4 protein-coding genes and 1 pseudogene are annotated in these 7,697 nt (G+C 68.6%); 1 reads left to right on the top strand and 4 read right to left on the bottom strand.

All coding sequences use genetic code 11. The annotated features are described in order from the left end of the window. Positions 1–1,301: 1,301 nt before the first annotated feature. The 3 genes from AB0Q96_RS36675 to AB0Q96_RS36665 all read right to left on the bottom strand — a co-directional run bounded on the left by AB0Q96_RS36675 (position 1,302) and on the right by AB0Q96_RS36665 (position 6,167). A complete protein-coding gene (locus AB0Q96_RS36675) occupies positions 1,302–4,706 on the bottom strand; it encodes a hypothetical protein (RefSeq protein ID WP_365333240.1) in 3,405 nt (1,134 codons plus the stop codon). Between the two features lie 375 nt (positions 4,707–5,081). Further along, a complete protein-coding gene (locus AB0Q96_RS36670; protein ID WP_365333244.1) occupies positions 5,082–5,753 on the bottom strand; it encodes a GNAT family N-acetyltransferase in 672 nt (223 codons plus the stop codon). Between the two features lie 270 nt (positions 5,754–6,023). After that, entirely contained in the window at positions 6,024–6,167 is a 144-nt protein-coding gene (locus tag AB0Q96_RS36665; RefSeq protein ID WP_365333238.1) for an HNH endonuclease, read from the bottom strand. 222 nt (positions 6,168–6,389) lie between these two features. Between AB0Q96_RS36665 and AB0Q96_RS36660 the strand changes: the two are divergent. Then, positions 6,390–6,509, top strand: a pseudogene (locus AB0Q96_RS36660) (IS110 family transposase); the annotation flags it as partial. A 194-nt stretch (positions 6,510–6,703) separates the two neighbouring features. On the opposite strand, the gene AB0Q96_RS36655 reads toward AB0Q96_RS36660, so the two are convergent. Next, positions 6,704–7,633 carry an AraC family transcriptional regulator gene (locus tag AB0Q96_RS36655; protein ID WP_365333236.1) on the bottom strand — a complete coding sequence of 310 codons (930 nt, stop codon included), beginning with the start codon at positions 7,631–7,633 and terminating at the stop codon, positions 6,704–6,706. Positions 7,634–7,697 lie beyond the last annotated feature (64 nt).

Below are 7,697 nucleotides of genomic sequence, written 5' to 3'. Positions count from 1 at the left end.
TATTGTGTGTGACTGTATTTCAGTGGTGTGCTCTACCTATCTGTGACTGCGTCACTCCCAATGGCGCTGCGCCGCTGCGCGGCGCCAAGCTGGCTGAGGGGCAGTCACCTTCGGTGCCTGCGGGATGGTGGGGGTGGGTGGAGAAGTGTGGGTGTGGGGTTGTGTGGCGCTGGGGCCGCCTTCGGCGGCGCGATAGGATGGGATAAGTCGACTGGTTACAGTGGGAGTTGACGGTGCGTCGATAGGGGGTGGTCCGGGCCCCTGCGGGGCCGGCACAGGCCCCACGCATCTCCTGCTGTACACACAGAACGGCCACGATACGTCGCTGCAGAACGGTCTGAGGGCAATGAAGCAGCATCACTCTGCGTAATGTCTCGGAGTGGAGCCAAAGGAACCATTGTCTAGGCCAATTTCAAGATCACAAGGAGCGAGACAAGCCCCCTACGGGACACAGGCAAACCGCGAAACCAGACACACAGCCCCTCCCCCACCGTCAACTACCCCAGCACCCCACCCCCATGACAACAACGCAAAACAACCACCCACAACACCAGCTGACACCACAACAACACCCCCCACACAAACCACAAAAGACGAACCACCACAGAACCCAGGAAGCAGAGGGTACGGACGACCCTCCAACCCGCCAACTGAGGGACCATCCACACGCGAGCCCTATACAGATTCCGCATGCCGGGAGGAACAGCCCGGCCAGGATGACGAAGTGAAGCTCCACCCAGGACCACCACCCGCAGGCACGGGGAACAGATGCCGCCAGCCGAGGACGAGTGGACACTGTCGGGACCATCCCCACCTGCGCGGGGAGCAGGCTCCGTGACCTGCAGTTCCATCCCACACCCAACAACGTCCGAACCACTTTCACCGAAACCGGCAAACCGGACATCCCCCCGCCCGAGCCGCAAGCGCCCGCGAAGCCTTCCACGGCCCGCTCGGATGCCTTCGACCGGGGCGTCGCGGCCCCTCGCGCAGTACCAAGGCCCGCACCGGCTCTGTGACGGGTCCCAGGGCTCACGTAGAGCGGCTTGAGGACGGCACCGAGGTCAAGCTCGGTATCCGGCTGTCGAACACCAAGCCCCGCCGGGCCAAACTCACCCCCGACAGACTCCGGCTGCTGGCCGACCTCGGACTCGAATGAGCAGCGACGTAACCCTCGTCGGAGATCCCGCGGGTCCACGGCGACGACAGTCAGCGCGGACCCTCCTGCCGTACCTAGTCGCCCCGCCGTCTTCTTCCTCTGCGTCGTAATCGACTCCGAACACTGGCGAGTAGGCCGTTGCAGACTAGCGGTAGTAGCCGACCAGGTCGGCGATCAGGTGGACCTCACCGTTGTGGTTGTAGAAGGTGACCGATCCGTCGGCGATGGGCACCACTACGAGGTTGGGCACGGTCTGGCCTGCGATGAAGTTGAGGTTCGAGGCCGAGGTCCGGGTCGTCCCGTACGGGTAGACCGAGACGAAGCTCGGTGCCGTCGGGGCGGTTGCGGTCACGTTGAGTACGACCGCTTTGACTCCGGTGGCCGGAACCTGGTTGTGGCCCAGGAATCCCAGTGACCTGGTCGCTGCGGGGCCGATGCCCGAGTAGCCGGTGCCCAGCGGGAGGTCGGCGCGGGTGTCCATGACGCGGACCGGCCCCACCGCGGTGAAGCGGGAACCTTCGGCCGCAGAGTCCTTGGTGTAGTAGCCGGCGACGTCGGCGAGCAGGTCCACCGAGCCGTTGTGGTTGTACAGGTTCACCTTGCCGTCGACGAGCGGCACGGTCACCAGGTTCGGCACGGTGCGGCCGGCGGTGACGTTCAAGGTCGACGCGCTGGTGCGCTGAGTGCCCGACGGGTAGACGGACACGAAGCTCGTGGCGGTCGGATTGGTCGCGGTGACGTTCAGGACGACCGCGGTCGCGCCGCTCTGTGGCACTCCGGCCCGACCGGCCACCTGCACGCTCACCGTACGGCCGGCGCCCACCTTGGCCTTCGGCGCGCCGAGACCTGAGCGGGTGTCCAGGACCCGATCCGGGGTCACGGGCCGGTACGTGGAGCCGGAATCGCCCTCGGCGAAGTAGCCGGAGACGTCGGCGAGCAGGTCCACCGAGCCGGCACGGTTGTAGAGGGCCACCTTGCCGTCGACCACGGGGACGACCACGGCGTTCGCGATGGTCTGTCCGGCGACGAAGTTGAGGTTCGACGCGGAGGTCCGCTCGGTGCCCGAGGGGTACACCGACACGAAACCGGCGGCGGTCGGGTTCGTCGCCGTCACGTTGAGGACCACGGCGGTGACCCCGCTCGACGGCACCCCGCCGACGCCCGCGATCTTCAGCGAGACGGTTTGGCCGGGGCCGACTTTAGTCTTAGGTGCGCCGAGCCCGGCGCGGGTGTCGAGGAGCCGTGTCGGAGTGAGCGGCTCGTAGGTGCCCGCCGGGGTCGTTACCGTGCTGCCGGAAAGACGCACGACGCCCGACTGCTGGAGCGGGGCGCCGACGCCGTCTGCGGGGGACGCGGTCATCGTCCATGTGTAGTCGCCGTTCTCGACTCCGAGGCCGCGCTCGTCCCGTGCGTCCCAGTCGACGGTCACCGCGCCGCCCGTCGCACCGTCGCCGCTGCCCTTCAGGGTGCGTACGAGGACGCCGGTGCGCTTGTTGCGCAGAGCGACCTGCCAGGTGCCCGCGGGGCGGGAGGTCAGCCAGCGGGGCCGCCAGTGCTGCCACGCCGACACGGGCTGCTGCGCGGTCACCGCGGCCTGCACGAGGGTGAAGGGCTCGGCGGCGACGCCGCTCGGCACGATGTGGATGCGCCTTTCGGCATCGACGTAGGCGAGGGGCCCGCCGAACCTGTCGACGGTCCACTCCACGCCGCGTCGGAACGCATTGGACGTGGGGACACTGCCGACGGCCCGGGTGACCGCCGTTCCGTCGCGGAACGCGGTAAGTGCCAGCTGCCCGGCGGTCTTGTCGTGGCGCACGAGGTAGCCGTCGCCAAGGAGGGCCTCGCCTGCCGGGACCGCGGTGTTCCTCTTCGCCGTGCGGTCGTACACGCCGGCCGGGCCGGTCGGCCCGCAGGACCAGTAGAGCCAGCGGCCCACGGCCTGGAGGTCCTTGGGGACGCAAGGCGCGCCCGTGTTCAGCGTGGTCTTCGCGCCGGTCTTCAGGTCGTCGGCGGACAGGACGCCAGGAGTGCCGGCCGGTGTCCAGTACGTGGTGCCCCAGACGGAGGCGGCGGTGACCGGACGCGTGCGGATCGGGTCGTAGCTGCTCGCGTCGTCGGAGACGTCACCGACGTACTGGCGGTCGGGGTTCAGGCCGTTGACGACGGCGTAGCGTCCGGTGACGGAAACCATCGTGCCCGTCGCGGAGGGCGCACGGAAGTAGCTCTGGTCCTCGCGGCCGATCGCCTGGACGACGACCTGCCCGGACTGGTTGTCTACCAAGAGGGACCGGCCGTCGCCGGTGTTCCACGGGCCCCAACCCATGGCCCAGTCCCGGCGGACGGGCTCGCCTGCGCGGTAGCCGTCCGGCGTGGCCGTGATCGTACGGGTATAGAAGCCGGCGGTCGGGGCGCTGTCGGACTCCTGCGTTGCCAGCAGGCCATTGGCGAGGGACACCTGATGGACACTGGCGGCCACGGGTGGGACGGCGGCGAGGTCGGTCGTCCGCAGGCCGTCGGTGGTCATCTTCCGCAGGGCCCAGTGGGCGGAGTCGGCCCCGGAGGCGACGACGACGTCGCCGTCGGCGCTGGTGGCCAGGGCCCCTCCGGCATGCCGCACGAGGGTCGTGGCACGAGTGCCGTCGTAGCCGATGCGCCGCAGGGGGAAACCGGCGGGGTCGTCCGACAGTTGCGCGTTGCGGCTGGTCCAGGTGAGCAGGAGATCCTCGCCCGCGGCCGCGATGACGGGACGCGCGGAGCCGGGCGGGGTCAGCGCGACGTCCGTCGGTGTGGCGGACGGGTCGTCCCGCGGCACGGAGCGGAGGGTCTTGCCGTCCCACGTGACCCAGGCGAGACGGTCCTGGGTGAGGACGACCTGGGTGCGCGGGGCGCTGTCCGCGCGCGGCCCGCGTGTGAAGGCCCCTGTCCGCAGGTCGATCAGGCCGAAGAAGTTCGTGTTGTCGCTGCCACCGGGGTAGAGCACGACCAGGGTCCGCTCGTCGGCGGCCACCTGCTCCCACAGATCGGCGTCGGCCGGCCCAGACATTTCGGCCACCGTCGTGACAGAACCGTCGGGGGCGACCTTGAGCAGGTGGTATGCGTAGCTCCCGGCGCGACCCGTGCTGGTCACGACCATGTCGCCGACGCGCTCCTGGAGGATGTGCCCCTCGGGCAACCTGAACGTGACCCGCTCGTCGGTGGCGAGGTCGATCCGCCAGTACGCGCCGTCCTGCGAATAGAGCAGTACGTCGGTACCAGCCGGCAGCCAGCCCCGGTACGGGTCGTTGTAGTCGCCTCCAGTCAGCGACCCGCCGCCGAGGTCGACCGTCCGCGTCCGGCCGTCCCACCCGGTCCACAGCAGGCCGCCGGTGCCTTCCTGGCGGTACAGCACACCGGAAACTCCCGCGCCCAGCGGGGTGACGGTGCGCGGCACGTACCGGTCCACCTGGAACACAGACTCCGCCGGCGCGGCCACCGCGTCCTGCGCGACGGAGATCGGTCCCGCCACCAGTCCCATCAGCAGGGCTGTGCACAGCCCCGTTCTCTTCCACACGTGACGACGCAACTCAGTTCCTCCCCGAACTCTTGTGACCCCTGCACCCCCCGGCACATGAGACGGCCGACCCTAACAACGAGGTATCGCCCCTGGTAAAGCGGGATACCGCGTGCGCGTGCAGGCGCGCGACCCATAGAGGCTTCGAGAAGGCGGTGGGGACTTCCTGGCCGGCTGCCGGTGACGGAAAGGGCGGAGGGGTGGCGTACCGCCGCGAGACGGTGCGCCACCCCTCCATGGGACCGGTCCTGTCAGTGCGTGTAGTAGCCGAGGACGTCCACGATCACGTCGGTCGAACCGGCGTGCTCCCCGTGTCGCACCGGGCCCTCGCAGTGAGGCCACCACGGGACAGGACGTGCCCTGTGAGCCGGGCCGCTAGCCGCCGCAGGTGGAGGCGTCGCTGGCGCCGTGCTGGTACCAGACCGCTTCGATGACCCTCCGGTCGGGCAGGGTGTGCCGGGCCGGGCCGTCGCACGGGAGGAATCCCGCCGCACCAAGCGCTCGACGGCAGCGGCTGTTCGACGTCTCGGTGCCGGCCCGCACGATGTCCACCCCCAGGTGAGTGTGGGCGAAGAGAGCCGTCGCCCGGGCGAGCTCGCTGCCCAGTCCGTGCCCCCTGTAGGTCGGCGCGATCTGGAGTCCGATCGTCCTCGTGTCCAGCTCGACCGAGCTCATTCCCGCCACACGTCCGGAATCCACCTGGAAGGCAATCAGGGGCAGCCTCGGCAGCTCGCCGGCAGGCACGAACGGCCGCCTCAGTTCGCGCCGCATCCGAAAACCCAGCGCCCGCAGCACCTCATCACGACGATCTTCAGCAATACCGAGGAGAGCCTCAGCGACCGGACCGTCGTGAACGAACTCGGCTCTCCATCCAAGCCACCGCTGCGCCTCCGCGTCCGATGAGACCGCCAGGCCTATGTTCATGTCCAGCACATCCCGTGGCGTGCGCAGGAGCAGGCGCCCGGTACGCAGGACATGGTGGCCGCCGCCGCACGCGTCAGGCACGGCAGGCGGGCCACTCGCGCCACTGCGCCACAGCGTCCCCATCCCCATGACCAGGGACTCTACTGCCCTCCCCCGTGCGGGGCAGATTCAGGGGAGCGCCTGCGGTCGTGAGCTGCCTGTGCTTCAGCGGGCGGACCAGAGGAAAATGCCCGCGATGAGGAGACCGGCACGGTAGACCGTGGCGGTCTTCTCGTAGCGGGTGGCCAGACCGCGCCATTGGTCGGGTAGCCGGGTCATGTTGCCATGACCCGGCCCCCTCAGAACCGGGCATGCCTGTCTCCAGGCACCACGGCTCAAGCAAGCCCAAAGGCTTCACAGAATCTGCTTTTTGTTGATGCCATCTCGTGCATGAAGCTGCTGATGGCATTCGGAGTGAACGAGTCGAAGGTTCTTGACTTCATCAGATCCGCCGTCTCGTCGGTAGGCGAAGTGGTGTTTGTGCAACCGCTTCTTCATCGCGTCGAACCAGTCGATCTACTCGCGTGGGCTTTCCGGCTCGTATTCTGCCCCAACGATGAGCGCCTGACCGCAGAGAGGACAGAGCCCTTTCTGGCGGGCTGCCAGAGTAAGGCTGATCTTGTCCATTGGCGGAGGTGTGCGCTTCGTGCGCCGTGTTCTGCACGAGCAAGGAGGAAGCTGAGACGGTCAAGTCGCGGATTGGCGATTGGCTTGAACGCCTACTCCGACAAGAGGATCGCCCAGGGCAAGCACCACGCCCAAGCACTGCTCTGCCTCGCCAGAGGCGGGGCCGGCGTCTTGTTCGCCATGCTCCGCAACGGAACCTCCCACGAACCCCAACCCGTCGCCGCTCGATCAGTACTCCGGCCGCAGCCTCTGACGGGCGGCTTCAGACCGCTGGTCAGAGTCAGGCGCGAACAGCTCAGGAAGCGCCTTGTCGAGCGTTCCGGCGATCCGATGCCTCGGCGTCCAGACCGCCGGATCGTCGACAACTCGACTGAGATCGAGGGCTTCGCGTCCCAACCGGGCGGCGTTCAGAGCGCTCCCGTCCCGGTGCCAGTGCGCAGGGCCCTGGCCCGGCTGCGGAAGCCTGCGGGCGTCTCGTCGGTCCGTTGGCGGAAGAAGCGGGAGAACACCGTCGCGGAGGGGAAGCCGAGCCGCTCGCCGATGGCTGCGGTGAGCAGTTCGGTATGCAGGAGAAGCCGTTTGGCCTCCAGTACGAGGCGGTCGTCGATGAAGGCCTTCGCTCCGCGTCCGACCGCCGCGTTGCTGGCCCGGGTCAGCGTCCGCACGCTGTAGCCGAGTTCGGCGGCGTACTGCTCGACCTGGTGCAGGCGCGTGAAGTCGCTCTCCACGGCCTGCTGGAAGCGACGGAAGGTGTCGTCCCCCGCCGTGTGTCGGCGGTGGCCGCCCGGAAGGTGGCTGAGACGGAGCACGAGGACGGCCAGCAGGTGACGGACCACCTCGATGTGCGCGTCGAGGGGCAGGTTCCGCAGGTCCTGGTACTCGTTCTCCAGGAGTTCCAGCGTCCGGGTCACGGGCTCACGCAGGCCGGATGGGGGCGTGAGTGGCAGCCGCCATGCCCTCCGGTCCAGTCGGGCCGAGGCGACGGTGGCGCTGTCCAGGAAGCTCGGCTGAAAGAGGATCACCGACGCGCATGCGGCGTCGACGTCCTCACCACAGCCGTCGCCCCGGAGCCGCAGGACCTGCCCCGGACGCACCCACAGCCAGGAACCGGCGTCCATGAGGCACTCGGTCAGGTCCACCTCGCAGTCGAGGACACCGGAACGCACCGTGATCAACAGATGGAACCCGGGCCGGACCGCCGCCCCGGCCGGCCGGCCCAGCCGTTCGACCCGCCTCCGCCACCCCGCGAGGTCGGTGACCTCGACACCCGGCGGGCCGCCCGGCGTCACGGGAAAGGGAAAGTTCGCGATGTCGCCGTCTTGTCCGATTCTGCGCATGGTCTGCCCGAGAGTACCCCTGACGGACGTGTGGCCGTACCTAGTGTGACCAGTGCAGCATCCC

It is taken from the genome of Streptomyces sp. NPDC093111, assembly GCF_040683955.1.
Lineage (GTDB): Bacteria > Actinomycetota > Actinomycetes > Streptomycetales > Streptomycetaceae > Streptomyces.
The sequence above is the reverse complement of the archived record's forward strand: the minus strand, read 5'-3'. Positions and strand labels throughout refer to the sequence as shown.